The following is a 22,340-nucleotide window of genomic DNA, read 5'->3' as shown; positions in this document are numbered from 1 at the left end:
TCGCCGTCCTTGTCGGTGACGGTCGCGGTGAGCTGGACCAGATTGTCGGCGGCAAGCGTCTTGGACTCGTCCGGGTCGCTGGTCGGGTGGACCACCGCCCGGATCTGATCGAGGGTGACATTGCCGCTGGCATCGACCGAGACCGTGAAGACGAGGTCGCCGCTAACGGCGGTGCGGCCCTCGACGACGCCGCCGGCAGTGAGCGACAGCACGACCGCCTGATTGGTCGCGGTATCGACAAGGCCGGTAGCGCCGGCATTGAAGCTCAGCGCATAGGTGACCGTGCCGGCGCCGTCAGCGCCGTAGACCGGGCTGAAGTTGGCGGCAAAGCTCTTGGTGTCATTGGTTCCAAGAACCGTCTCGTCGACGGTCAGCGTCGGCTCGGTGCCGGTCGTTGTGATGCTCGGGCCGTCATCCTTGAAGTTGAGGTTCTGGCCGATGTCGAGGGTTGCCGACTGGTGATCGCCGTCCTTGTCGGTGACGGTCGCGGTGAGCTGGACCAGATTGTCGGCGGCAAGCGTCTTGGACTCGTCCGGGTCGCTGGTCGGGTGGACCACCGCCCGGATCTGATCGAGGGTGACGTTGCCGCTGGCATCGACGGAGACCGTGAAGACGAGGTCGCCGCTAACGGCGGTGCGGCCTTCGACGACGCCGCCGGCAGTCAGCGACAGCACGACCGCCTGATTGGTCGCGGTGTCGACCAGGCCGGTCGCGCCGGCATTGAAGCTGAGCGCATAAGTGACCGTGCCGGCGCCGTCAGCGCCGTAGACCGGGCTGAAGTTGGCGGCAAAGCTCTTGGTGTCGTCAGTTCCGAGAACCGTCTCGTCGACGGTCAACGTCGGCTCGGTGCCGGTTGTCGTGATGCTCGGGCCGTCGTCCTTGAAGTTGAGGTTCTGGCCGATGTCGAGAGTTGCCGATTGGTGATCGCCGTCCTTGTCGGTAACGGTCGCGGTGAGCTGGATGAGATTGTCGGCGGCAAGCGTCTTGGACTCGTCCGGGTCGCTGGTCGGGTGGACCACGGCCCGGATCTGATCGAGCGTGACGTTGCCGGAGCCATCGACGGAGACCGTGAAGACGAGGTCGCCGCTAATTGCGGTACGGCCTTCGACGACGCCGCCGGCTGTGAGCGACAGCACGACCGCCTGATTGGTCGCGGTGTCGACCAGGCCGGTTGCGCCGGCATTGAAGCTGAGCGCATAGGTGACCGTGCCGGCGCCGTCAGTGCCGTAGATCGGGCTGAAGTTGGCGGCAAAGCTCTTGGTGTCGTCGGTCCCGAGAACCGTCTCGTCGACAGTCAGCGTCGGCTCGGTGCCGGTCGTTGTGATGCTCGGGCCGTCATCCTTGAAGTTGAGGTTCTGGCCGATGTCGAGGGTTGCCGACTGGTGGTCGCCGTCCTTGTCGGTGACGGTCGCGGTGAGCTGGACCAGATTGTCGGCGGCAAGCGTCTTGGTTTCGTCCGGGTCGCTGGTCGGGTGGACCACCGCCCGGAACTGATCGAGGGTGACGTTGCCGCTGGCATCGACGGAGACCGTGAAGACGAGGTCGCCGCTAACGGCGGTGCGGCCTTCGACGACGCCGCCGGCAGTCAGCGACAGCACGACCGCCTGATTGGTCGCGGTGTCGACAAGGCCGGTCGAGCCGGCATTGAAGCTCAGCGCATAGGTGACCGTTCCGGCGCCGTCAGTGCCGTAGACCGGGCTGAAATTGGCGGCAAAGCTCTTGGTGTCATTGGTTCCAAGAACCGTCTCGTCGACGGTCAGCGTCGGCTCGGTGCCGGTCGTTGTGATGCTCGGGCCGTCATCCTTGAAGTTGAGGTTCTGGCCGATGTCGAGGGTTGCCGACTGGTGGTCGCCGTCCTTGTCGGTGACGGTCGCGGTGAGCTGGACCAGATTGTCGGCGGCAAGCGTCTTGGACTCGTCCGGGTCGCTGGTCGGGTGGACCACCGCCCGGATCTGATCGAGGGTGACGTTGCCGCTGGCATCGACGGAGACCGTGAAGACGAGGTCGCCGCTAACGGCGGTGCGGCCTTCGACGACGCCGCCGGCAGTCAGCGACAGCACGACCGCCTGATTGGTCGCGGTGTCGACCAGGCCGGTCGAGCCGGCATTGAAGCTCAGCGCATAGGTGACCGTTCCGGCGCCGTCAGTGCCGTAGACCGGGCTGAAATTGGCGGCAAAGCTCTTGGTGTCATTGGTCCCGAGAACCGTCTCGTCGACGGTCAACGTCGGCTCGGTGCCGGTCGTCGTGATGCTCGGGCCGTCATCCTTGAAGTTGAGGTTCTGGCCGATGTCGAGGGTTGCCGACTGATGGTCGCCGTCCTTGTCGGTGGCGGTCGCGGTGAGCTGGATGAGGTTGTCGGCGGCAAGCGTCTTGGACTCGTCCGGGTCGCTGGTCGGATGGACCACCGCCCGGATCTGATCGAGGGTGACATTGCCGCTGGCGTCGACGGAGACCGTGAAGACGAGGTCGCCGCTAATTGCGGTACGGCCCTCGATGACGCCGCCGGCAGTCAGCGACAGCACGACCGCCTGATTGGTCGCGGTGTCGACAAGGCCGGTTGCGCCGGCATTGAAGCTCAGCGCATAGGTGACCGTGCCGGCGCCGTCAGTGCCGTAGACCGGGCTGAAATTGGCGGCAAAGCTCTTGGTGTCATTGGTCCCGAGAACCGTCTCGTCGACAGTCAACGTCGGCTCGGTGCCGGTCGTCGTGATGCTCGGGCCGTCGTCGTCGGTGTGGAGCTTGTCGCCGACCGATTCGGTGACGGTCACACCTTGCGACAGGTCGACCCGGCCGACGTCGAACTTGCCGACCACCGCAGTCGCCTGGAACCGGTTGAAGGTCTCGACAGCCTGCGTGTTGGTGTTGTCGGTGAACCACTGCACCGTATAGGCATCATTGAGGTGCTGCGCGGTTATGGTGCCATCCGCGTTGAAGGTGACGAAACTGTTCGTCCCCGTCGTGTCGGTGACGACCACGCCGTTGCCGTCCTTGATGACGACGCGAACGATGGCCACCGCCGTATCGTCGGTGAGCGCGCTTTGTCCGGCGTCGTTGCCCAGATTGGCGCCGCTGCCCAGATTGTTGTCGAGATAGCTGCGGCCGGATTCAGCGTCGGTCGACGCGCCGCCGGCGCTGAACGCACCGATCTTCACGGTGAAGTTGGTGCCGGGACTTCCTTCCGTCTGGGAGATGAAGAGCGTGGCGTCCTTGACGTCGATGAAGTCGTTGTAGCTCATGTTGTCCAGGTCGCCATATGTACCCGGCGCCTGGCCTTTGACGAAGCTGAACACCGCCGTCTCGCCCGGGTCGAACATCTGGTTGTTGACGCCGATGGTGGCGCCGATGCCGCCCTGGCTGGTCTTGATGTTGTCGCCTGAATTGTCGAGCGTTCCGTCGGCGTGGATGACCGGATGTATGCCGCTCACGACCAATCCCGCGCTCGTCGAGCCTACGGCCACGAAGAGGTTGTTGCCCGAGGCGAGGCCGTCGAAATTGAAGGAGGTCGAACCGGATGCCGAGACATTGAGAAGGTTCGTCCAGTCGATACTGTCGTCGGGATTGGTGGTGTCGGGATGCGCGATAGGCTCGAACGTCACCATCTCGATGCTGGCGCTCAGATTGTCGCCCGCGGCGTTCAGATAGAACGCGGCAACGACCTCGCCGGCGCCTTCGGTGGCGCTGGTGGTGGCCAGCACGATGGTGCCGTTTTCATAGGAATGGAAATAGATGTTGTGGCCGTCGACCGTCTGCAGTGGGTTGCCGTTGTAGATGACCTGGTCGCCGTCGAACGCGGCGCCGCTGCCGTCGGAGAAGAACAGCTTGCTGATCGTCGCACCGCCAGCATTGACGGTGACGAAGCCGGCGCCGCTCACAGCGGCCTCGACATCATCGGCAAAGCTGAGCTGACCGGCCGTCAGTTGTAGCGAGCCGGTCAGCCCATTGAGGAAAGTCTTGAAGGGCGTCGAAAGTCCGGTGAGATCGTTGCTGATCGCGGTATCGTCGTCCTGAAGCCCCGACGTCTGGTCGAGGGTCAGCGTGCCATTGATGTCGATGGTGGTGGTCATGATCGCCTCCGTTCAATGCGACCGGCGCAAAGTCAGCCCCAACGCTGGCAACCGGTCGCATGGACGCGCATCCACAGGCAGGGCCCGCGCTGCGCGTCGTCGTTAAAAGGAACCTGGAGTGGTGAATTGACTCAGGGGGTAGAGGGGGTTGGAGGAGCCGCCGCTGATCCTCCGCTCCTTGCCCCGTCAGGCAATTCTAGGCGGATGCGTCCTGTGCGCATCGGTAACCCACCACTGGCGGGCACCAAGGATCGACAATGAGGGCATACTCAACCCCGCCCCTCTTAGACAGGCATCACTGCCTGTACGCCTCCCGCTCAAAGCTTGAGCACGAAAAGTTTACGCTTATTTGTGGAAATTTCAAATCGGACTATTGCTTTTTAATAAAAAGTGTGAATCAGAAAAAAGTCCCTTCAGGCGAGGGACTTTTGTCCCTCCCTCCCGAACTATTTGAAATCAAACGAGAATATGATAGGCCGCGCCAAAGGGTTTGACTGTGACACCTGCGGCAGCGATGAAATAGGCTTATGAAGAAGACGATCGCCGTAGCACCAATGATGGATTGGACGGATCGGCACTGCCGGTTCTTCCACCGCCAGTTGTCGGGCCGCGCGCTGCTCTACACCGAGATGGTTGTGGCGGATGCGGTTATCCATGGCGCGCGCGACCGATTGCTCGGTTTCGACGATGTCGAGCATCCGCTGGCGCTGCAGCTCGGCGGATCGGATCCGGCAAAACTCGCTGAGGCGGCGCGGATCGGCGAGGCCTTCGGCTATGACGAAATCAACTTGAATGTCGGCTGCCCGTCCGACCGTGTCCAGTCGGGCACATTCGGCGCCTGCCTGATGAAGACGCCGGTGCTGGTCGCCGAGTGCGTCGCGGCGATGAAGGCCGCGGTGAAAATCCCCGTCACGGTCAAATGCCGCATCGGCGTCGACGACCAGGATCCGGAGCCCGCTCTCGACACGCTGGCCGACGGTGTGCTCGCCGCCGGCGCCGATGCGCTCTGGGTGCATGCCCGCAAGGCCTGGCTGGAGGGGCTGAGCCCCAAGGAAAACCGCGAAATCCCGCCGCTCGACTATCAGCGAGTCTATCGGCTGAAGGCCAGAAAGCCGAACCAATTCATCGGCATCAATGGCGGCATTCAATCGCTCGCCGAGGCGTCGGCGCATGTCGGCCATGTCGATGGCGCGATGCTGGGCCGCGCCGCCTATCATACGCCCGGCATCCTGGCCGGCGTCGATGCAGCCTTCTATGGCGAGGCGGCAGCCGCTTTCGACTACGCGGCGCTGATCGACGGCATGGCGGGCTACGCCGCGCGCCATATCGAGCGGGGCGGGCGGCTCGGGCATATTACCCGCCATATGGTCGGACTGTTCCATGGCCTGCCCGGCGCGCGCCGCTACCGCCAGATACTCTCCATGGATGCGAACAGACCCGGGGCCGGGCCGGAGGTGCTGAAGACCGCGTTCTCGGCAATCGATTTCGCGGCGGCGGAAGCCGAGGCGGCCTGACCACCGGTTAAAGCGCGTTGCGCTTTAACCTTTTTCTTATGCATGTCGTGGTCCCAGAACCGCTACGCACTTCCGGGCGACATGCATCAGTCCCGCAGGATCATGCGATCGCCGCGCACGTCGAAGCCCGACAATGAGCTGATGAAGTTCATGCCGAGCAGGCTTTGCTCCAGCATACCGGGTGCGGCGACCATCACCGGCATGTCCTTGCGCACGATGCCGCCGATAGCCACCTCGTTGGTCCTGACCGTCGCCGCGCGCGCCATGCCGTTGGCGGTCGAGACGTCCACGCTGTAGCTGAGCGCTGCGGGATTGAAACCGGCGGCTTCAGCGTCTTCGGACGTGAGCACCGTGCTGGTCGCACCGGTGTCGACCACGGCGCGTACCGGCGTGCCGTTGACCAGGATGCGGGCTTCGAAATGGCCGTTGTCGGCCTTGTCGAGCGTGACGGTCGGGCGGCCATTCTCCACGCCGAGCGCCAGCGGGCTTCCAGGAACGAGACCGGCCGTCACCCGGTGCGCGACGTCCTGCAACTCATAGCGATACTGGTAGCCGGCGATCAGCACGAGCACGAACGCGGCCCAGACGCCAAGATTGCGCGCCATGTCGCCCAGCGGCCGGCCCGAACGGAGCAGGCTCGCGCCGATCACCATGACCAGCACGCCGACCCAGATCAGCCGGCCGAAATCATTGTTGTTCATGCCGAAGGTGCGGCCGGCCGAATTGTTGAGCATGAGCAGCACGACGGCGACGCCGATCACCGCCATCACGATCCAGAACAGCCGGCTCATCGGTTCTTTCTCACAAAACGCCGCGCTCGCGCGCCATGCGGGTACGCCTTGTTTCGCGGCGCGGCCGCCGCTCGACGGTATCGAGCCGCGCCGGCAGTTCGGCCATCACAGACCGGCGCGTTTCAGGGGCCATCGTCAGCCAGGCGGAAATCTCGTCGCGCGTGCGCCCGCAACCGAAGCAGAAGCCGGTTTTCATATCGATCGAACAGACCAGGATGCAGGGGGATTCGATGGCGGTCATGCTGTTCTCTTGGCTTTATTCCACATGGTGCAATCGCCGGAGCAATGCAAGCCCTCCGCAATGCGCCGCCAGGCGACGCGTTCGCGGCATCGTCAGGCGGTTGTGCCGGTCGGAGAAGGCGGCTATGCCGCTTGCGACTTCCGCAACGAGCCGTGGCCGACATCAATGACTGCAACGCCTTTCGACGATTTCCGAAACCTTCTGGCGGGGCTGCCGCCCGCCGATCACGCAGCGGACGCCCGTGTCCGCGCGCTCTTCGCCAAAGCGCAAAAGCCGAAAGAATCGCTCGGCCGCATCGAGGACATCGCGGCCTGGGTGGCTGCCTGGAGCGGGCGCGCGCCGCCGGCGATCAACCGGCCGCTGGTGGCGATTTTCGCCGGCAATCACGGCGCGGTACGGCACGGCATTTCGCCGCGGCCGGTGGCGGCGACCGCCAATGAAGTCGAGCTCTGCGCCGCCGGCGGGGCCGCGATCAACCAGGTCTGCATCGCCAACGATCTCGGACTGAAGGTCTTCGACCTGGCATTGGACATTCCGACCGGCGACATCACCGAGGAAGCCGCGCTCGACGAGCGCGGTTGCGCCGCGACCATGGCCTTCGGCATGGAAGCGGTCGCCGGCGGCGCCGATCTTCTGTGCCTGGGCGATCTCGGGGTCGGTAATTCGACGATCGCCGCCGCGCTGTGCGCCGCGCTGTTCGGCGGCAAAGGGGCCGACTGGGTCGGACCGGGGTCTGGCGCCGATGCGGCGATGATCGCGCGCAAGGTAGAGGTCGTGGATCGGGCGCTGGCGTTCCACGGTTCCGGTCTCGGCGACCCGCTCGAGGCCTTGCGGCAGGTCGGCGGTCGCGAGTTCGCGGCGATCTGCGGCGCCATCCTTGCGGCGCGCATGGAGAAGGTTCCCGTCCTGCTCGACGGATTCGTGGCGACCGCGGCGGCTGCGGTCCTCCATGCGGCCAATCCCGGCGCGCTCGATCATTGCCTGCTCGCCAGCCTGTCGTCCGAGCCTGGCCACGCCAAAGCGGCCGAAGCGCTTGGACTGCGGCCGTTGCTCGATTTCGGCATCGGCCATGGCGAAGGGGTAGGGGCTGCTCTCGCAGCCGGCATCGTCAAGGCCGCGGCGTTGACCAGTTCCGGCATGGCGATGGCTGTCCGGCGCTAGAGCGTTTCACCGTTTCACGGAAACGGCGAAACGCCCTATCTCTTTGTTTTTACGCAATTCCGGGCGGAAGGCTACGGCGAGTCGCCGAGCCTAACCGCTCACACTTTTCCTGGAATTGCGTTAGAGCCGACCGGATTTGCTTCAACGGCGTCCGCGCACCGCCGCGACAGTCTTGGTCGGCAAAGCTGGCAGCTCCTCCATCACCCGGCTCAACGGGAAGATGGCGATCGCCTCGGTGCCTTCACGCAGCTTGGAATGAAGCTCGAACTCGCCGCCATGCATGGCGAGCAGGCCCTGTACGATTGGCAGGCCGAGACCGGTTCCCTGTTCGGCGCTCTTGATGGCGATCGAGCCCTGGCCGAAGGCCGAAAGCACCACCGGGATTTCCTCTTCCGGTATGCCTGGGCCATTGTCCTTGACCGAAACATACTGGCCGCCGCCCGCCGTCCAGCCGACGCGCACGCGCACCTCGCCGCCGGACGGGGTGAATTTGATCGAATTGGACAGAAGGTTGAGCGTGATCTGCCTGACGGCGCGCTCGTCTGCGAAGAGGCGCGGCAAGGTCTCCTCGAACTCCTGGACGATGCGGATGTCCTTGTTGCGGGCACGCAACTCCATCATATGGCAGCAGTCCTCGACGATCGTCAGCAGCACCACCGGCTCCTCGTTGAGCTGATAGCGGCCAGCCTCGATGCGCGACAGATCGAGGATCTCGTTGATCAGGTCTAGCAAATGCTGGCCGGACTCATGCACGTCATGGGCATAGTCGCGGTAGGTCGGATTGTTCATCGGCCCCAGCACTTCATTGGCCATCACTTCGGAGAAGCCGAGGATGGCGTTGAGCGGTGTCCTGAGCTCGTGGCTCATCGAGGCAAGAAAGCGCGATTTCGCCAGATTGGCGTCTTCGGCGCGCCGCCTTGCCTCGTCCGACATCGATTTCGCCGTCTCCACCTCGGCGATCAGCGCGTCCTTTTCCGAGCGGAAGGAGAGCAGCATCAACGAGGCCCGGTTAAGGTGGCGCGCGAAATAGCCGAAGAATGGAAGCGCCGCGATGAGCAGCGCCGCCATCGCGGCTTCGATCGGCGTCCACTGACGCACGATCGTGTAGACGTAGACGGCTACGGGAATGGCGAAGGTCGCCAACAGAGCGCCGCCAAGCGAGGAGGCCAGGACCGCCGTCGTTGCCATCGCGATCAGCAGCACCATGGCCTTGGCGACGTGGAACTGGTCGACCTGGCATGCGTCGCAACCGATCCAGGCGAACCACGCCCAGGCAAGGCCGCACAGGAAATGGCCGATCAGGAAATCTCGGCGTGTCTGCGCCGGATCAAGCTCGGCTGCCTCGGTCCGCTCCACGCGCCGCGCCATGAAAGCGACGAGCGCGTAGCAAAGCAGCGTTGCGAGCGCCCAGATGGTGATCTGGTTGTCGAGGCCTGCCAGCCAGCCGATGCCCGCCACGGCAAGCACGAGCAGCGGGATCGCGACCGCGCTGACCACCATGGCGCGCGCATGCAGCTTCAGCAGTTCGCGGTCGAAGTCGAGGCTGCCGGCCTGTTGCGAAAGGCGGTCGCGCGTCTTGCGCACCGCGCGCGCCACATCGCTGTTGCGGTGCGGTTTACGGCGGTCCACAATGAATTTATCCGCTGTGTTCGAGCGTAGCAAAGGCATACGGACTTCAATTTCTGCGCGCAGCGATTTTCAGTTCGTTAAGCTACGTTCGAATGATTAAGAGACTGTTTGCCATATGAGCCGTTTCGGGCCGCGAGGACCGCGCCGGCGCTACGCGGCAAGCCCGCCGCGCAGCCTCTGGCGCAAGCTGCTGGACTACGGACTGGCTGCCCTTATCCTCGGACTGCTGATCCTGGTAGCGGCCAGACTCGATCGCTTTGAGAGGCGTACGGAACAGGGCACGGCGATCGTCAATGACGGCGATTCGATCACGCTCGGGGCCGAACGCATTCGCATGCGCGGTATCGACGCGCCTGAATATCTGCAGGCCTGCCAGAAGTCCGGAGCCGACTATCCCTGCGGCAAGCTGGCGCGGCTGTCGCTGGTCAAACTGATCGCCAACCGGCCAGTGTCGTGCAGCGGCTGGCAGCGCGACCGCTACGGCCGTCTGCTCGGCGATTGCAGGGCAGGCGACACCGATCTCAACCGTGCCCAGGTGCAGGCCGGATGGGCGGTTGCCTTCGGCGACTTCGAAACCGAGGAAGCAATGGCCAGAGCAGCCAAAGCGGGCATCTGGGCGGGCACATTCGAGGAGCCGCAGGACTGGCGCGACAGCCATCACGAGGCGCCGGTCGAGCGCAAGCACGGCACGCTGGCCTCGTTCGGCGACGCGTTGCGCGAATTCGTTCGCTTCTGGTGATGAATGGAGCCGCGCCCTATGATCGGTGAAGAAGCTGGAGGATGGAATGAAGCTCTTCGATGGAGGCCGGGCTCCCAATCCCCGGCGGGTGCGCGTCTTCCTCGCCGAAAAGGGGCTGACGGTTCCGCTGGTGCCGGTCGACATGGGCGCGCTGGAACATCGCGGCGAGCAGGTAACGCAGCGCAATCCGCTGCGGCGCCTGCCGGTGCTCGAGCTCGATGACGGCACCATCATCACCGAATCGATCGCCATCTGCCGCTATTTCGAGGAGTTGCACCCGGAGCCCGCGCTGTTCGGCAGGGGAGCGCTCGGCAAGGCAAAAGTCGAGATGTGGCAAAGACGCCTGGAACTGAACCTGATGGTCAGCGTCGCCGCCGCATTCCGGCACATCCATCCGGCGATGAAGGAGTGGGAGGTGCCGCAGATTCCGGAATGGGGCGAGGCCAACAAGCCGAAGGCGATCGAATTCCTGTACCTTCTGGACAAGGAGTTGGCGGGGCGGGAATTCGCCGCCGGCGACGACTACTCGGTCGCCGACATTACCGGCATGATCGCCATCGATTTCATGAAACCGGCCCGCATCAAGGTGCCGGAGGAGTGCACGAACGTGCTGCGCTGGTATGCGGCGCTTACAAGCCGGCCGAGCGCGGCAGCCTGAGCGACAGCAATTGGACAGTCAGCCGGATATGAGCGAAGTGCTGGAGCGCCTCACCGCGAGGGTGCGGGCCTGCCGCATTTGCGTGGAGCATCCGCTCGGCCGGCCCTTGCCGCATGAGCCGCGGCCGGTGCTGCTGCCGTCCTCGCGGGCGCGCATCCTGCTCGCCAGCCAGGCGCCCGGCACCAAGGTGCATCTGTCGGGTATGCCGTTCACCGATGCCTCGGGAGATCGGCTGAGAAGCTGGCTCGGTGTCACCTCGCAGGAATTCTACGACACCGAAAAATTCGCCATCGTCCCGATGGGCTTTTGTTTCCCCGGGCAGGATGCCAAGGGCGGCGACCTGCCGCCGCGCCGCGAATGCGCGCCGGCCTGGCGCTCGGAACTGATGGCGCTGATGCCCCAGATTGACCTGGTGCTGACCATCGGCGGCTACGCGCAGGCCTGGCATATGGGCACCGCGCGCCTGCCGTCGCTTACCGAGACGGTCAGGAATTGGCGCGCCATATGGGACGGACCGGCTGTTCCGAAAGTTCTGCCGTTGCCGCATCCGTCCTGGCGAAACACCGGCTGGCTGAAGAAGAATCCCTGGTTTGAAATGGATTTGCTGCCCTTCCTGCAATCGGAAATCCGCTATCGCATCGATTAGCGATCTCGCAAGATATCACTCGCTTTTGCGGTCTTTGGCAGAATTTCTTTCTTGTGAAAGCCTCCGATAAAAGGGATTATAGCCAAACTATTCCCCTGGAGCCTCCCCATGGATCGCCTTGATAGAAAAATTCTCCGCCTCCTGCAGGAGGACGCCACGCTTGCGGTGGCCGATGTCGCCAAGAAGGTCGGCCTGTCGACCACGCCGTGCTGGCGGCGCATCCAGAAGCTCGAGGAAGAGGGCGTCATCAAGCGGCGGGTCGCCATTCTCGACCATGAGAAGGTCAATGTGCGCGTCACCGTGTTCGTGTCGATCCGCACCAACTCGCACAGCCATGAATGGCTGCGGCGCTTTTCCGAAGTCATCCAGGAATTTCCGGAGGTGGTCGAGTTCTACCGCATGAGCGGCGACGTCGATTATCTGCTGCGCGTCGTGGTGCCGGATATCGCGGCCTATGACGCCTTCTACAAGCGGCTGATCGCCAAGATCGAGATAAGAGACGTCTCCTCGTCCTTCGCCATGGAGCAGATCAAATACACCACCGAGATTCCGCTCGACTACATGGTGCTGGACAAGGAATCGGGCGCCAACGCTGCCTGATCGCCAGGCGCTCGCCGCCTCCCGCATTTGCGGGGAGCGGCGAGCCTAATTCTTCTTCTTGTTGAGAAAACTCCACGGCGAGTTGACCGGGAGCGTGACCGCGTCCGGCACGGTGTCGACGCTCGCCACCTCAGCCTTGCGCAGCGTATAGCCGGACTGGATGATCGAGACGCCGTCGAGAATGAAAAGCTGGCTCTTCTCCAGTCCGGGCTGCAGCACGCCGGTGATCGCGACCGGCTCATAGGCCTCTTTCATCTCGTAGGGATGCGCCGGCGTCACCAGCACGATCTGGTTCGGCGGCGGCGTCGGCATATGGCTGCAGGCGCCGGTCCATGGCACCAGCAGGAACTGGTAGACGAGGTCGCCATCGCGGTCGACCGGCAATGCATAGCCGGCTAATTGTATCGTCTTGTCCTGCAGGTTAAGCGACAGTGTCTCGCCGTGATCGGGCAGCTTTGCCGCGATCATCGGCAGGCTCGCGTCCTCGGCGACAGCCTGCGCCGCTGGCCGCAGGTCCTTCCAGAGGATATGTGCCACGTCGGCCGCGGCATCGGCTCCGGTGGCTGCGAGGAGGAGCGCGGTTGCCAGGGTGGCTGTTGGTATGAGACGCTTGTTCATGGCTCCACACATTTGACTGCTTTCGCATCTGGGATCGAGTAAAACCGCCGTGATACTCGGGCTAGCCGACTTTGTCGGAACCATGCATCTTGATCGCAAAATGCAACCCTTGATTTGTGTCATGCCCGAGTAGGTGGCTGCTGGGCCTTCGGTCAGCCCAAGGACGGAAAGTCGCCGCTAAGAAATCCAGGGAAATCGCTAACGCCGTCTTGCCCGATCGCCTCGGCGACGCAGAATAGAAGCCACTGCACCGGAAGGCGTGTCATATACTCACCGAGCATCGCCTGGAGAAAAGTTCATGCCGACCAGCCACGATCTCAGCGGGCTGATGAAACTTCTTGCCCGCGACGAATGGCGCGAATGCTTCGAAGGAGTTTTCAACGAACATTTGGGCCCGGTCCTCGACGAGGGCGAAGCGGAATTTGAAGACCTTGCCGAAGCCCTCGGCGACCAGTGGACGAACGCCCTGTGGGGCTGTGCTTTCGAGGATTTCCTGACGCAGGATTTCGAGGGCGAACCCAGTAATATCGTAGACGAGTATCTCAAGCGCCGAGGCTGGAAGGAAAGTGCTCAATCGAGGGCCTATATGGTGGCGCTGAGGACCTCCGTCATGAGTTTATATGAGGTGAGTAACGTCGTTCCGGGAGCGTCTTTCATGGCGCGCGACCTTATCCGCGGTGGCGAGCCTATCGCCGTCAGTGAGGGCACTGCGACAAAGACGCTGAGGCAGTGGGACAAGCTTGCGGCGCGGATCGTACCCGTCATGGGCAAGAACGTCATGGCTGGCGGCGTCTTGCCCTTTACACCGCAGGCCACCGAAACGTTGTTTAATGGGCTGCGGCGCCTGTTCGGCAAAAGAAACGCGAAGAAGCTGCCTGCCATCAAAGACGAAGAGCTGCGGGCGGCCGCATTCATGTTCACGCTCTCATGGTTGTTCGACACCCTTGGAAGGGTGGCTGGGCCAAGGCTGCAAAATACCGATGGTGACGAAATCACATTCCACGACGTTCGCTTTCCGCTCGCGTCTGGCGTGAGACCGGAGGATATCGGTGCTGGGTTGAACGGCATTCCAGCCTTCTCGCAAGCAGACACGAAATTCTGGAACTGGCTGGAGGAGACACCGAAAGGTGGCAACAAGATAAAGGCCGCCGCTCCCGCTATCGATACCACGATGGACAACGGCTCGCTCGTGCTTGGCAATGTCGAGTTGAAGGGCCGTTTCCTGCATCTGTCCGCTAATTCCGCCGCGCGGGCGACAAGAGGAATCGCTCTTATACAGCAGGCTCTTGGCGATCTTGTCCGGACGCCGTTAGCCGAGATCACGACCGTTGAACAGATGAAGGCAGAACGGCCGCGTGAAGGTGCCGATACATCTCGATCGGATATTTCGCCGGAGGTCGCCGACCAAGCCATCCGCGAGTATTTGGATCGGCATTATCGTGAAACTCTCGATCAGCCGGTCAAGATGTTGGGGAACAAGACGCCGCGTCAGGCCGCCAAAACCACGGCCGGTCGTCGGAAAGTTGCCGATTGGTTGAAATATCTCGAAAACCAAACTGCCAACCAACCTGATCCGGCACATCCCATGGCCACCTACAGCTTCGAGTGGATGTGGCAAGAACTAGGGATTCGAGACCTACGGCGATAGCAACCGCAATTGCCTTGCGCGGCAGAACGACGTTGAGCGGACGGGCGTCCGGCTGGTCAGCGCATAAGCCGCATCACATGCCGGCGCGTGCCGGCGGTGCCGATCTCATGGAAGCCCCGCGCGACGAACATGTCGCGAAAACCCATGAAGCGATAGCTGGGTGCGGCCTCGTCAACCGGATAGGCCTCGACGATGCGCGCGCCTTTGCTGAAGGCATGATCGATCGCCGCGTCGAGCAGGGCGGAGGCCAGTCCGCCGCCGCGCAAGGCCCTCGGCACGTAGAAGCAGACGATCGACCATATGCCGGTCTCGCTGTCGTCCTGCTGCTTCGAAAGTTTCCGGTAGGTCTCGCGCGGCGCGACCGAGCACCAGCCGATTGGTCTGCCGTCCAGTTCGGCGACGATGCCGACGGGGGTGCCGGCATCGATCAGCGCCATCATCATGCGCTTCTTCTCATCGTTCTGGATGTGCTCGCGGCTGGAATGGCGCCAGGCCATGCACCAACAATATTTCGGCGCGCCGGGCTGCTCGAACAGGATTTCGAAACGGCCCTGCGTTTCTTGCGTCACCTCGACGAAGCGGATGCCGGCAGGATCAGATTTTTGCGGCGGCGAGCCTTGCGAGCTGTTTGGCATCCGTCAGTTCCTTCACCGCATCCTTGCCGATCCAGCGCGCCGTCTTGTCCGACGATGCCGCCAGTTTCTCCGCCAGCGTAAGGGCAGGTGCGTGCAGGCTCATGGAGCGCTTGCCGATCTGCCGCAGCGCCCAGTTGACCGCCTTGCGGACGAAATTGCGCGGGTCGCTGGCATGTTTCTCGATCAGCGGCAGGTAGGCAAGGAAGGTCGCGTCGGGCTCTTTCTTCAGATGCACCGCGCTCCAGGCCAGCATGGCAAAGGCGGTGCGGCGGACGAATTCGCGCTCGTCTTCGGCAAATTCGTCTATCAGCTCACGCCAGAATGGCGTGTCGGCAAACAGGTCGGCAACGGTGTCGACGATCTCCCAGCTGTCGAAATCCGCGGCCCAGCGCCGGCACTGGTCGATGTCGACCTTTTTCGGCTCGCCGGTGAAGGCCGCCATCAGCCGCGCCTCGCGGATACCGCTATCCCACAGCAACAGCGACCGCTGATGGTTCTTCTTCAGCTTGCGCGCAAGTGGCCGCAAATCGGAATTGCCGATGCCGAGCGCGGTGGCGGTGTTGATGCCGAAGCGCGCCATGCCGGTACGGTTCTCCTCCGTGCCGATCGAGCGCATATGCGCGACAATGTCGTCGGCGCTCCAGCTCGGATCGGGCAGGGGCATCGTAATACCTAGCGTTCGAGGCGAGCGAGCAGCGAGGACGTGTCCCAGCGCTTGCCGCCCATGTCCTGCACATCCTTGTAGAACTGGTCGACCAGCGCTGTCACCGGCAGCTTGGCGCCGTTGCGGTTGGCCTCCGCCAGGCAGATGCCGAGGTCCTTGCGCATCCAGTCGACGGCAAAGCCGAAATCATATTTGCCGGCGTTCATCGACTTGTGGCGGTTTTCCATCTGCCAGGAGCCGGCGGCGCCCTTGGAGATCACCTCGACGACCTTTTCGATGTCGAGGCCGGCCTTCTTGCCGAAATGGATGCCTTCGGCCAACCCCTGGACGAGGCCGGCAATGGCGATCTGGTTGATCATTTTGGTCAACTGGCCGGCGCCGGCCGACCCCATCAGGCCGACCATGCGGGCGTAAGCTTGAATGACCGGCCTGGCCTTGTCGAAAGCGGCCTGCTCGCCGCCGACCATGACGGTCAACACGCCGTTCTCGGCGCCGGCCTGGCCGCCGGACACCGGCGCGTCGAGGAAGGAGAAGCCGGCCTTGCGCGCGGCTTCGTCGAGCTCGCGCGCGACTTCTGCCGAGGCGGTGGTGTTGTCGATGAAGACGGCGCCCTTCTTCATCGCGGCGAAGGCGCCGTTCGCACCGGTCGTCACCGAACGCAGATCATCGTCATTGCCGACGCAGGAGAAGACGAAGTCCTTGCCCTCGGCTGCCTCGGCCGGGGTCAACGCCAGCGGACCGCCATGCTGAGCCACCCATTGCTCGGACTTTGCCTTGGTGCGGTTGTAGACAGTGACGTCGTGGCCGCCCTTGTTCCTGAGATGCCCGGCCATCGGATAGCCCATGACGCCAAGACCGAGAAATGCAACCGATGCCATAGACCTGCCTTCCAACAAAACAGAGATTTCAGTGTCGGAACGTCTAGGCCATGCGAAAAATTCGTCAAGGCACGCAGCGCCGCATCGAGTGGCACAGGCCTGAAGGTTTGATCTAGCGGTGCAGGTGGATGGTGATGCGGCGCTCGATCCATTCGACGCCGTGACGCAGGATCTCGACCATCACCAGATAGACGATCGCCACCCAGATATAGGCCTGGATGTCGAAGGATTTCGCGTAGGCGAGCTTGGCGTTGCCCATCAGGTCGTAGACGGTGATGATGGCGACGATTGCCGAAGCCTTGATCATCAGGATGAGTTCGTTGCCGTAGGGCCTGAGCGCGACGATGATCGCCTGCGGCAGGACCACTTTGCGCAGCGTTTGCAATGTGTGCAGGCCGAGCGAGGCCGCACCTTCCCATTGGCCGCGCGGCACGCTTTCGATGGCGCCGCGCAGGATTTCGGCCTGATAGGCGGCGGTGTTGAGCGAGAAGGCAAAGACACCGCAATAGAAGGCTTCGCGGAAGAACCACCACAGCCCGACCGTTTCAAGCTCGGGCCGGAACGAGCCGACGCCGTAATAGACGAGATATGTCTGCACGAGCAGCGGGGTGCCGCGGAAGAAATACACATAGCAATAGGCAAGCCCGGACAGGATCCGGTTCCTCGACATGCGGCCATAGGCGACGGGCAGCGAAAAGATCGCTCCCAGCACCATCGAAATGCTCACCAGCGACAGGGTGGTTCCCAGGCCCTGCAGATAGGCCGGCGCGTAACGGGCGAAGAACTCCGGATTCCAAGCGTAGATGAGATAGGCGACGATGCCGAGACCGAAGAGCATCCACACGCCGACCAGTGAGTAGCCGACGATGCGGGCGCGCGGCCAGCCGCGCGCCAGGGGCGGTGGTTTGTCGACGACGACAGCCTGGCTGACGCTCATCGCGCTTCCCTCCGTCCGATATAGCGCAGGATGTAGCTCGTGCCGATCGAGGACAGGATGGCCAGCGCCAGGAAGATCAGCGCCGCGACGCTGTAGAACAGGAAGGCATGCTTGGTGACGCGTGCCGCCACGCCCGACTGGCGCAGAGTTTCGGCCAGGTTGACCACCGAGACCAGCGAGGTGTCCTTGAGCAGGCTCAGCCAGCAGTTCTCGAGGCCAGGGAAGGCAATGCGGATCAGTTGCGGCAGGATGATCAGCCGCATCGTCTGCCATTTCGACAGGCCGATGGCGTAGCCGCCTTCATACTGGCCTTTGGGAATGGCCCGAAACGCCGAAAGGAAGACCTCGCTGGCATAGGACGAGAAGATCAGCGACAGCACGATCATGCCGGCGATGAAGCTGTTGACGTCGATGGTGGCATTCGGATTGAACAGGCGCACGACATATTGCAACAGAAGCGGCATGCCGAAGAAGAACAGGAACAGCGTCACCAGTTCCGGCAGGCCGCGAAAGACAGTGGTGTAGATGTTGGCGGCGAGCCGCAGCGAGGGCTCTTCATGCTGCTTGGCGAAGGCGACGAAGAATCCGATTGTCAGGCCGATCGGCAGCGTGGCAAGCGCCAGCACGATGGTGACCAGAACGCCAGACGCAATGTCGTCACTCCAGCCATCCGGTCCCCAGCTGAGAAGTGTCCAAATGCTTTGGGCCGGCATTGACGGGTCGTGTCTCCGTGGCGATCCCGGAAGGAGAAAAGGGCGGCGAGGGGTGCCTCACCGCCCTTGGCTAACTTATCAGGATTCGGCGCCGTAGACGTCGAACTTGAAGTACTTGTCGTTGATTTCCTTGTATTTTCCGTTCTTGCGGATGGCGTCGATCGCGTCATTCAGCTTGTTGACCAGATCGGTCTCGCCCTTGCGCACGGCGATGCCGGCGCCCGGTCCGAAGATCTCGACCGGCTGCGGCGAGGGCTGGCCGAGGATCTTGCAGCAGGCGCCGTCAGGCGAATCCAGCCACTGTTGCAGCACGACGATGTCGTCCTCGATGGCGTCGAGACGGCCATTGGCGAGGTCGGCCTGTTCCTCGGGGCTGCTCGGATAGCCCTTGATGGTGCTGTCCGTGTAGGTCTTCGAGGCATAGTTGTAGTGCGTGGTCGTGGTGGCGACGCCGATGTTCTTGCCGGCGAGGTCTTCCTTGGTCACGCCCTTGAGCGGCGAATCCTTCGGCACGGCGATGGCCGACGGGGTGTTGTAATATTTGTGGCTGAAGTCGACCTTTTCCTGGCGCTCGGGCGTGATCGACATCGAGGCGACGATGGCGTCGAACTTGCCGGCCTGCAGCGCCGGGATGATACCGTCCCAATCCTGCGCGACGAAGGTGCACTTCACCTTCATTTCGTCGCAGAGGGCCTTGGCGATATCGATATCGAAGCCGACCAGTTGGCCGTCCGAAGTCAGGTTGTTGAAGGGCGGGTACGCGCCTTCGGTGCCGATCCTCAGGGTCTTTTCCTGTGCCTGGGCGACGCCAAGTGTCAGCAGCGCGGCCGAAGCGGCAAGCGCGATACGCAGTGCAATACGCATGATAATCCTCTCATATTGTCATGGCCGCTGTCCCGTGCGGCTCTTGTGGGCAGTCGTTTCTTGACCGCCCGCTGGAGCGGATACTCCCACTCTTTGCGAGAAAAAAGCAACCGCAAATCAACGGCAAACGATAATCGCCATCTGCCGCAGCGTTACTTGGTTTGAGCCCCGAGACCGGTAATCTGCTCGACAAAGTCGGCTATGGATTTTGTATCGTCGAGGTCGAAAACCGGCAGTTTTTCGCCTTCGATCGCGAAGTCGGCGGCGATCGCGACGATGTTCGGATCGTTGGCGGAAAGCGGCGTCCGGTCCTTGGCCTCGAGCCGCCTTGCCTCGATCTTCTTGTGCGCCTCGCGCTTGTAGCCTTCGACCAGCACGATGTCCGCCGGTGCCAGCCGCGCCAGGATATCGTCCAGCGTCGGCTCGTCCTCGCTCCGCAATTCGTGCATCAGCGCCCAGCGTCGGCCCGATACGATCGCAACCTCGGTAGCGCCCGCCTGGCGGTGGCGAAAGGAGTCGGCGCCGGGCTTGTCGATGTCGAAGTCATGATGGGCGTGCTTGACCGTCGAAACCGTCCAGCCGCGTGCCACCAGTTCGGTGACAAGCTTTTCGGTCAAAGTCGTCTTGCCGGAGTTTTTCCAGCCGGTGATGCCGAACACGCGTCTCATGGCCCGAGGCTTTGCAACAGACTTTTCGCCGCCGCAAGGTCGTCCGGCGTGTTGATGTTGAAGAACGGGTCGATCTTATGGCCGCCGGCCTCGATCATGGGGAACTCCACCGAGACATAGCCGTGGCGCTCCATGAAGGCGGAGACCCGGCGGTTGTCCTCGTCGACCAGGAAATGGCGCAAGGCCTCGCGCAGGCCGAGCGGCCAGAGCGCGAAGGTCGGATGCCATCTGCCGTCCGAACTGGCGACGGCGATGGCGCCTGGCCGATCATGGGTTGCGGCTGCCAAGCGCTCGACGAGGTTGTCGGGGAAGAACGGGGTGTCGCCGGCGGCGCTTATCAGCCATTGGCAGCCTGCTTGCCCGGCTGCCCATTCGAGACCGGCGAGAATGCCTGCCAGCGGGCCGGCGTAGCCCGGCACCGTGTCTTCGATCACCGGCAGGCCCATGGCGGCAAATCGCACGGGATCGCCGTTCGCGTTGAGCCCCAGGGTCGCGACCTGCGGCTTCAATCGCGCGGCGACATGATCGAGCAGCCGGACTTTGCCCAATGAGAGCAGGGACTTGTCGCCGCCGCCCATCCGGCGCGACTGGCCTCCAGCCAGAATGATCCCCGCAACATCTCGGTCCATCGCGCCTATATGCCGTCCGGCGCCATGTCGGGTCCAGCGCTTTCGGCGGCCGGTTGCCGCAGGCCGACGACGCGCTCGCGGTACAGCGCATAGAGGCCGGAGCCGATGATGATGGCGGCGCCGACGATCATCGGCAGATCGGGGATGTCGCCGAAAATGACGAGGCCGAGCAGGATCGACCACAGCAGCGCGGTGTAGCGGAACGGCGCGATGAAGGAGATGTCGCCCGAGCGCATCGCCATGATGATGAACTGATAGCCGATCAGCACCAGCACAGCAGCCAGCGCCAACAGCGCGGTCGCCTTGCCGGTCATCGGCGTCCAGCCGCCCATCGGCGACAACAGCAGCGCACCCAGGACCGTCATGGCGAGTGCCGTCGCGGTCGACACCAGCATGGTCGGGATCGCCTGCGGGATGCGCTTGGTGGCGAGGTCGCGCACCGCGCAGCAGAGAACGCTGGTCAATGCCAGCAGCGAATAGACGCTGAAGCCCTCGAAGCCCGGCCGCACGATGATCATCACGCCGGCGAAGCCGACGGCAATGGCGAGCCAGCGCCGCCAGCCGACGCCTTCGCCGAAAAACAGCGCCGCTCCCATGGTTACCGCCAGCGGCAGGGCCTGCAGCACGGCCGAAACGTTGGCGATCGGCAAATGCGCGAGCGCGATGAGGAACGACACGGTGGCGCCGGCTTCACCCGCCACGCGTGTCGCCACCATCGGCTGCAGCATGGCGCCAGGATTGGCAAGCGCGCCGCGTCGCCAGGCCAGCAGGCCGACGAACAGCGACGCGAAGGCGCCGCGCACCAGCATGACCTGCGCCATGTTCATCGATTCGGAAGAGAATTTGGTGATCGCGTCGTTCAAGGTGAAGCCGACCATGGCCACGATCATGAACAGCGCGCCGCGCAGATTTGGCGAGAGAGGCAAAGGCGTTTCCGGATTCTTTTTCTAGATCAAGCCGTAGCAGGCGACCGGCAAACAGCAACGCTAAAGAAATAGGCCACGGATTTTCCGCGGCCCATTTATCATTCGACCAGTGTTTTTCAGCGTTATTTTTTCGGTGTGAGCGTCTCCGTGCCGTTGCCGTTCTTGCCGGCAATCGTCCACAAGCCGCTCAGCGTGCCGTCTTCCTCCACTTTGTAGACGACAAGGCCGATCTCCTTGCCCATGGCGTAGCCGGCGGAGAAGGCGTCGTCGTTACGCATGCAGATACCGTCCGAGCTCGAACCGCCGGTTTCCCAGTGGATCGTGCAGGTCGTGTCGCTGGTCAGCGTGATGGTCGCTTCGCCGCCATATTTCGAGCCGTCGAAATTGGTGCCGGCGACGGTATAGGTGCCGCCGATCGACTGAGCGGCGGCCGGTATGGAAGCAATCCCAAGCATTGCAAGTGAAAGTATGAATGTGCGCATGGCACTCCCCCTGAGAGCGAAAGTCGCGCGGGAAGGCTAGGCCGGAAAAGGCCGGTGGTAAATCGGCTGCGAACCCGCGCGAAGGGTTTATTTCCAGTGTGGCCCGGACGCCTCGTGCAGGCTGCGGGCGATGGCGCCGACCAGCGGGTCGTATTTCGCCTTGAGCGCCGCAGGATACTGGATGAAGACGGTGTGGATGACGTCCTCTTTTCCGAACACGGATCTCTCGTAGAAGATGTTGTCGCCCTTGGTTCCCGACAGCGCCGCCCAGTTCTTGCCGGTCTTGCTATAGGTGACTTTTTCGCCTGGCTCGGGGCTGGCTTTCTTCTCTTCCACGAGGCTTTCGGGCGTGGCGTCGAGCGTATTGTAGCTGCCGTAACAGGCCACGCTCGCGCCGTCGATGCTACGCCACTCCAGGCCGTCGCCATTTTCCGGCTCGGGCATTTGCTTGGTGAAAATCTGGTCCGGGAAAGTGCAAACGGTGCTAAAGCGCGCGTTGACATAGGTGAACGGCTTGGCCAGCGCCGTCATGCCGGCAGGCAAGAACAAAAGCGCCGCCGCCAGTCCGATGCGATGAAGACGTGGCATGACAACCCCCTAGTCGCTGACCAGAGGGCGATCATGCATCAAGCCGG

Annotated in this window: 23 protein-coding genes; 7 read left to right on the top strand and 16 right to left on the bottom strand. The window is 63.0% G+C overall.

Annotated elements, in window-relative coordinates:
- Positions 1–4,064: DUF5801 repeats-in-toxin domain-containing protein (locus KVT37_RS06810; protein WP_254633832.1), on the bottom strand; the 4,064-nt coding region annotated here is incomplete at its 3' end.
- Between the two features lie 527 nt (positions 4,065–4,591).
- Here KVT37_RS06810 and dusA point away from each other — a divergent pair.
- Positions 4,592–5,578 (top strand): tRNA dihydrouridine(20/20a) synthase DusA, encoded by a 987-nt coding sequence (gene dusA, locus KVT37_RS06805; RefSeq protein ID WP_217570874.1) that lies wholly within the window; start codon positions 4,592–4,594, stop codon positions 5,576–5,578.
- A gap of 86 nt (positions 5,579–5,664) precedes the next feature.
- Here the strand turns inward: dusA and KVT37_RS06800 are convergent, their stop codons facing one another.
- Both KVT37_RS06800 and KVT37_RS06795 read right to left on the bottom strand, forming a co-directional pair.
- Positions 5,665–6,369, bottom strand: coding sequence for a TIGR02281 family clan AA aspartic protease (locus KVT37_RS06800; RefSeq protein WP_217570872.1), 705 nt, complete (start codon positions 6,367–6,369; stop codon positions 5,665–5,667).
- A 10-nt stretch (positions 6,370–6,379) separates the two neighbouring features.
- Positions 6,380–6,610 (bottom strand): DUF1289 domain-containing protein, encoded by a 231-nt coding sequence (locus KVT37_RS06795; RefSeq protein WP_217570870.1) that lies wholly within the window; start codon positions 6,608–6,610, stop codon positions 6,380–6,382.
- A 165-nt stretch (positions 6,611–6,775) separates the two neighbouring features.
- Here KVT37_RS06795 and KVT37_RS06790 point away from each other — a divergent pair, with 165 nt between their 5' ends.
- Positions 6,776–7,771: a nicotinate-nucleotide--dimethylbenzimidazole phosphoribosyltransferase gene (locus KVT37_RS06790; protein ID WP_217570868.1), complete on the top strand. Its 996-nt coding sequence runs from the start codon at positions 6,776–6,778 to the stop codon at positions 7,769–7,771.
- Positions 7,772–7,912: 141 nt separating this feature from the next.
- On the opposite strand, the gene KVT37_RS06785 is transcribed toward KVT37_RS06790, so the two are convergent.
- The gene (locus tag KVT37_RS06785) at positions 7,913–9,439 is read right to left on the bottom strand and encodes an ATP-binding protein (protein ID WP_217570866.1); all 1,527 of its coding nucleotides are present in this window, start codon (positions 9,437–9,439) and stop codon (positions 7,913–7,915) included.
- A gap of 76 nt (positions 9,440–9,515) precedes the next feature.
- Here KVT37_RS06785 and KVT37_RS06780 point away from each other — a divergent pair, with 76 nt between their 5' ends.
- From KVT37_RS06780 to KVT37_RS06765, 4 genes are all read left to right on the top strand, one after another.
- On the top strand, positions 9,516–10,139 hold the full coding sequence (locus tag KVT37_RS06780; RefSeq protein ID WP_217570864.1) for a thermonuclease family protein: 624 nt from the start codon (positions 9,516–9,518) through the stop codon (positions 10,137–10,139).
- A gap of 46 nt (positions 10,140–10,185) precedes the next feature.
- Positions 10,186–10,797, top strand: coding sequence for a glutathione S-transferase (locus KVT37_RS06775; protein ID WP_217570862.1), 612 nt, complete (start codon positions 10,186–10,188; stop codon positions 10,795–10,797).
- A 28-nt stretch (positions 10,798–10,825) separates the two neighbouring features.
- Positions 10,826–11,443 (top strand): uracil-DNA glycosylase family protein, encoded by a 618-nt coding sequence (locus KVT37_RS06770; protein ID WP_217570860.1) that lies wholly within the window; start codon positions 10,826–10,828, stop codon positions 11,441–11,443.
- A 108-nt stretch (positions 11,444–11,551) separates the two neighbouring features.
- The gene (locus KVT37_RS06765; protein ID WP_006205209.1) at positions 11,552–12,043 is read left to right on the top strand and encodes an Lrp/AsnC family transcriptional regulator; all 492 of its coding nucleotides are present in this window, start codon (positions 11,552–11,554) and stop codon (positions 12,041–12,043) included.
- A 45-nt stretch (positions 12,044–12,088) separates the two neighbouring features.
- Here the strand turns inward: KVT37_RS06765 and KVT37_RS06760 are convergent, their stop codons facing one another.
- Positions 12,089–12,661 (bottom strand): DUF3299 domain-containing protein, encoded by a 573-nt coding sequence (locus KVT37_RS06760; protein ID WP_217570858.1) that lies wholly within the window; start codon positions 12,659–12,661, stop codon positions 12,089–12,091.
- A 298-nt stretch (positions 12,662–12,959) separates the two neighbouring features.
- Between KVT37_RS06760 and KVT37_RS06755 the strand changes: the two genes are divergently transcribed.
- Positions 12,960–14,309: a hypothetical protein gene (locus KVT37_RS06755; protein WP_217570856.1), complete on the top strand. Its 1,350-nt coding sequence runs from the start codon at positions 12,960–12,962 to the stop codon at positions 14,307–14,309.
- Positions 14,310–14,365: 56 nt separating this feature from the next.
- Here the strand turns inward: KVT37_RS06755 and KVT37_RS06750 are convergent, their stop codons facing one another.
- The 11 genes from KVT37_RS06750 to KVT37_RS06700 all read right to left on the bottom strand — a co-directional run bounded on the left by KVT37_RS06750 (position 14,366) and on the right by KVT37_RS06700 (position 22,293).
- Positions 14,366–14,944, bottom strand: a complete 579-nt coding sequence (locus KVT37_RS06750; RefSeq protein WP_217570854.1) for a GNAT family N-acetyltransferase — start codon at positions 14,942–14,944, stop codon at positions 14,366–14,368.
- Complete coding sequence (locus KVT37_RS06745) at positions 14,904–15,608, bottom strand: DNA alkylation repair protein (protein WP_217570852.1); 705 nt, start codon at positions 15,606–15,608, stop codon at positions 14,904–14,906. Before KVT37_RS06745 ends, KVT37_RS06750 begins: the two co-directional genes overlap by 41 nt.
- An 8-nt stretch (positions 15,609–15,616) precedes the next feature.
- Complete coding sequence (locus KVT37_RS06740) at positions 15,617–16,486, bottom strand: NAD(P)-dependent oxidoreductase (RefSeq protein WP_217570850.1); 870 nt, start codon at positions 16,484–16,486, stop codon at positions 15,617–15,619.
- 112 nt (positions 16,487–16,598) lie between these two features.
- Entirely contained in the window at positions 16,599–17,423 is an 825-nt protein-coding gene (locus KVT37_RS06735; RefSeq protein WP_217570848.1) for an ABC transporter permease, read from the bottom strand.
- The gene (locus tag KVT37_RS06730; protein WP_217570847.1) at positions 17,420–18,136 is read right to left on the bottom strand and encodes an ABC transporter permease; all 717 of its coding nucleotides are present in this window, start codon (positions 18,134–18,136) and stop codon (positions 17,420–17,422) included. Before KVT37_RS06730 ends, KVT37_RS06735 begins: the two co-directional genes overlap by 4 nt.
- 78 nt (positions 18,137–18,214) lie before the next feature.
- Positions 18,215–19,000, bottom strand: a complete 786-nt coding sequence (locus KVT37_RS06725) for an ABC transporter substrate-binding protein (protein WP_217570844.1) — start codon at positions 18,998–19,000, stop codon at positions 18,215–18,217.
- 152 nt (positions 19,001–19,152) lie between these two features.
- On the bottom strand, positions 19,153–19,668 hold the full coding sequence (gene mobB / locus KVT37_RS06720) for a molybdopterin-guanine dinucleotide biosynthesis protein B (protein WP_217570842.1): 516 nt from the start codon (positions 19,666–19,668) through the stop codon (positions 19,153–19,155).
- Positions 19,665–20,297 (bottom strand): molybdenum cofactor guanylyltransferase MobA, encoded by a 633-nt coding sequence (gene mobA, locus KVT37_RS06715; RefSeq protein WP_217570840.1) that lies wholly within the window; start codon positions 20,295–20,297, stop codon positions 19,665–19,667. Before mobA ends, mobB begins: the two co-directional genes overlap by 4 nt.
- Positions 20,298–20,302: 5 nt before the next feature.
- A complete protein-coding gene (locus KVT37_RS06710) occupies positions 20,303–21,223 on the bottom strand; it encodes a DMT family transporter (RefSeq protein ID WP_217570838.1) in 921 nt (306 codons plus the stop codon).
- Between the two features lie 122 nt (positions 21,224–21,345).
- Complete coding sequence (locus tag KVT37_RS06705) at positions 21,346–21,705, bottom strand: hypothetical protein (protein ID WP_217570836.1); 360 nt, start codon at positions 21,703–21,705, stop codon at positions 21,346–21,348.
- 87 nt (positions 21,706–21,792) lie between these two features.
- Positions 21,793–22,293 carry a hypothetical protein gene (locus KVT37_RS06700; RefSeq protein ID WP_217570834.1) on the bottom strand — a complete coding sequence of 167 codons (501 nt, stop codon included), beginning with the start codon at positions 22,291–22,293 and terminating at the stop codon, positions 21,793–21,795.
- Positions 22,294–22,340 lie beyond the last annotated feature (47 nt).

Source organism: Mesorhizobium sp. GbtcB19, from assembly GCF_019091085.1.
Classification (GTDB): domain Bacteria; phylum Pseudomonadota; class Alphaproteobacteria; order Rhizobiales; family Rhizobiaceae; genus Mesorhizobium.
Note: the sequence above shows the minus strand (reverse complement) of the source record. Positions and strands in the feature narration are given on the sequence as shown.

What these genes read in the sequence shown, in the direction of transcription:
- KVT37_RS06730 (WP_217570847.1), bottom strand. Translation starts at nt 18,136, where the DNA reads ATGCCGGCCCAAAGCATTTGGACACTTCTCAGCTGGGGACCGGATGGC.
- KVT37_RS06700 (WP_217570834.1), bottom strand. Translation starts at nt 22,293, where the DNA reads ATGCCACGTCTTCATCGCATCGGACTGGCGGCGGCGCTTTTGTTCTTG.
- KVT37_RS06755 (WP_217570856.1), top strand. Translation starts at nt 12,960, where the DNA reads ATGCCGACCAGCCACGATCTCAGCGGGCTGATGAAACTTCTTGCCCGC.
- KVT37_RS06785 (WP_217570866.1), bottom strand. Translation starts at nt 9,439, where the DNA reads ATGCCTTTGCTACGCTCGAACACAGCGGATAAATTCATTGTGGACCGC.
- mobB (WP_217570842.1), bottom strand. Translation starts at nt 19,668, where the DNA reads ATGAGACGCGTGTTCGGCATCACCGGCTGGAAAAACTCCGGCAAGACG.
- dusA (WP_217570874.1), top strand. Translation starts at nt 4,592, where the DNA reads ATGAAGAAGACGATCGCCGTAGCACCAATGATGGATTGGACGGATCGG.
- KVT37_RS06790 (WP_217570868.1), top strand. Translation starts at nt 6,776, where the DNA reads ATGACTGCAACGCCTTTCGACGATTTCCGAAACCTTCTGGCGGGGCTG.
- mobA (WP_217570840.1), bottom strand. Translation starts at nt 20,297, where the DNA reads ATGGACCGAGATGTTGCGGGGATCATTCTGGCTGGAGGCCAGTCGCGC.
- KVT37_RS06740 (WP_217570850.1), bottom strand. Translation starts at nt 16,486, where the DNA reads ATGGCATCGGTTGCATTTCTCGGTCTTGGCGTCATGGGCTATCCGATG.
- KVT37_RS06765 (WP_006205209.1), top strand. Translation starts at nt 11,552, where the DNA reads ATGGATCGCCTTGATAGAAAAATTCTCCGCCTCCTGCAGGAGGACGCC.
- KVT37_RS06780 (WP_217570864.1), top strand. Translation starts at nt 9,516, where the DNA reads ATGAGCCGTTTCGGGCCGCGAGGACCGCGCCGGCGCTACGCGGCAAGC.
- KVT37_RS06760 (WP_217570858.1), bottom strand. Translation starts at nt 12,661, where the DNA reads ATGAACAAGCGTCTCATACCAACAGCCACCCTGGCAACCGCGCTCCTC.
- KVT37_RS06745 (WP_217570852.1), bottom strand. Translation starts at nt 15,608, where the DNA reads ATGCCCCTGCCCGATCCGAGCTGGAGCGCCGACGACATTGTCGCGCAT.
- KVT37_RS06800 (WP_217570872.1), bottom strand. Translation starts at nt 6,369, where the DNA reads ATGAGCCGGCTGTTCTGGATCGTGATGGCGGTGATCGGCGTCGCCGTC.
- KVT37_RS06705 (WP_217570836.1), bottom strand. Translation starts at nt 21,705, where the DNA reads ATGCGCACATTCATACTTTCACTTGCAATGCTTGGGATTGCTTCCATA.
- KVT37_RS06775 (WP_217570862.1), top strand. Translation starts at nt 10,186, where the DNA reads ATGAAGCTCTTCGATGGAGGCCGGGCTCCCAATCCCCGGCGGGTGCGC.
- KVT37_RS06770 (WP_217570860.1), top strand. Translation starts at nt 10,826, where the DNA reads ATGAGCGAAGTGCTGGAGCGCCTCACCGCGAGGGTGCGGGCCTGCCGC.
- KVT37_RS06750 (WP_217570854.1), bottom strand. Translation starts at nt 14,944, where the DNA reads ATGCCAAACAGCTCGCAAGGCTCGCCGCCGCAAAAATCTGATCCTGCC.
- KVT37_RS06735 (WP_217570848.1), bottom strand. Translation starts at nt 17,423, where the DNA reads ATGAGCGTCAGCCAGGCTGTCGTCGTCGACAAACCACCGCCCCTGGCG.
- KVT37_RS06795 (WP_217570870.1), bottom strand. Translation starts at nt 6,610, where the DNA reads ATGACCGCCATCGAATCCCCCTGCATCCTGGTCTGTTCGATCGATATG.
- KVT37_RS06725 (WP_217570844.1), bottom strand. Translation starts at nt 19,000, where the DNA reads ATGCGTATTGCACTGCGTATCGCGCTTGCCGCTTCGGCCGCGCTGCTG.